The sequence below is a fragment of the Agrobacterium sp. DE0009 genome, assembly GCF_007680755.1.
GTDB classification, from domain to species: Bacteria; Pseudomonadota; Alphaproteobacteria; order Rhizobiales; family Rhizobiaceae; genus Agrobacterium; species Agrobacterium tumefaciens_B.
Genome location: NZ_VEIU01000030.1, coordinates 1 through 1,058 on the forward strand (window position 1 = coordinate 1; position 1,058 = coordinate 1,058).

2 protein-coding genes are annotated in these 1,058 nt (G+C 59.4%); both read right to left on the reverse strand.

The features are described from left to right. Window positions 1-27 precede the first annotated feature (27 nt). Window positions 28-639: a glutathione S-transferase family protein gene (locus FS804_RS24655; RefSeq protein WP_144579348.1), complete on the reverse strand. Its 612-nt coding sequence runs from the start codon at window positions 637-639 to the stop codon at window positions 28-30. A 203-nt stretch (window positions 640-842) separates the two neighbouring features. After that, a partial coding sequence (locus tag FS804_RS24660) for a LysR substrate-binding domain-containing protein (protein ID WP_246665958.1) occupies window positions 843-1,058 on the reverse strand: 216 nt, incomplete at its 5' end.

Consider the following 1,058-nt stretch of genomic DNA (forward strand, 5'->3'; position numbering starts at 1 on the left):
GCGACGTATCGCACACCCTGTCGAGGCTCAGGCGGCAAGGCCGACCGGCGTCTTGACGAAGTCGACGAAGCCTGGAAGTTGTTCGACCCGGCGCAGCAGAGCATTGATGGACGGATAGGCGCTCAGATCAACATTGCCTTCCGGGGCCCGCGCGACGTAGCTGTAGATCGCGACATCGGCAATCGTCGGGTGATTGCCCACAAGCCATTCCCGCCCTTGCAGCTGGCTCTCGATCCGGCCAAGGATGGTGTGTGCACGGTCAATGACCTCTTCCGGATTGAACTTGGCGCCGAAGACCGTCACCAGACGGGCAGCAGCCGGTCCGTAAGCGATCTCGCCTGCCGCAACCGAAAGCCAGCGCTGGACCTCAGCCGCCCCTTTTGCGTCTTCCGGAAGCCATTCCGTCTGACCCGACTTTTTAGCGAGGTAAACCAGGATCGCATTCGAATCAGAGATGAAGACATCGCCATCCGCCAGCACCGGCACCTGGCCGAAGGGGTTCATCTTGAGGAAGTCAGGCTGCTTATGGGCGCCGGCCTTCAGATCAACCTCGACCAGTTCATGCGGAAGTCCAAGCAGCGAAAGGAATAGACGGGCACGGTGAGCGTGACCTGACAGGGGATGGTGATAAAGTTTCATGAGTTCGCTCCTGATTGAAGGCCGGGTCCATTCCCGATCTGTGAACACAGGATGCAATGCGCGATCGCGCGGCTGAATACTCATGTTTGGTATTGGACCGTTACGCTGGGTGCAATAGTGCCGAAAGCGCCGAGATCACGGATGAGTTTCGTACCGACCCGATGAGCAATCCCCTAAATCGAAGGAGGTCTCTCAACGTCCATTCAATCCCGTAGCGCCTTGATCAAGTCGATAAACCGGCGCAGCTTCGCCGGGATGTTGCGTCTGCCGGGATAGTAGAGACACAGTCCCGGATATGGCGGGGTCCAATCTGAGAGGACCTGCTCCAGCCTTCCGGCGGCAACGTCGTCCCCGACCTGCCATTCGTTCAGATAGGCAAGTCCGGCTCCGTCGCGGGCAGCCCGGAGCATCAGGTCGCT

Bases quoted from the DNA above. Each gene is read 5' to 3' on its own strand.
- FS804_RS24655 (WP_144579348.1), bottom strand. From the start codon at position 639: ATGAAACTTTATCACCATCCCCTGTCAGGTCACGCTCACCGTGCCCGT.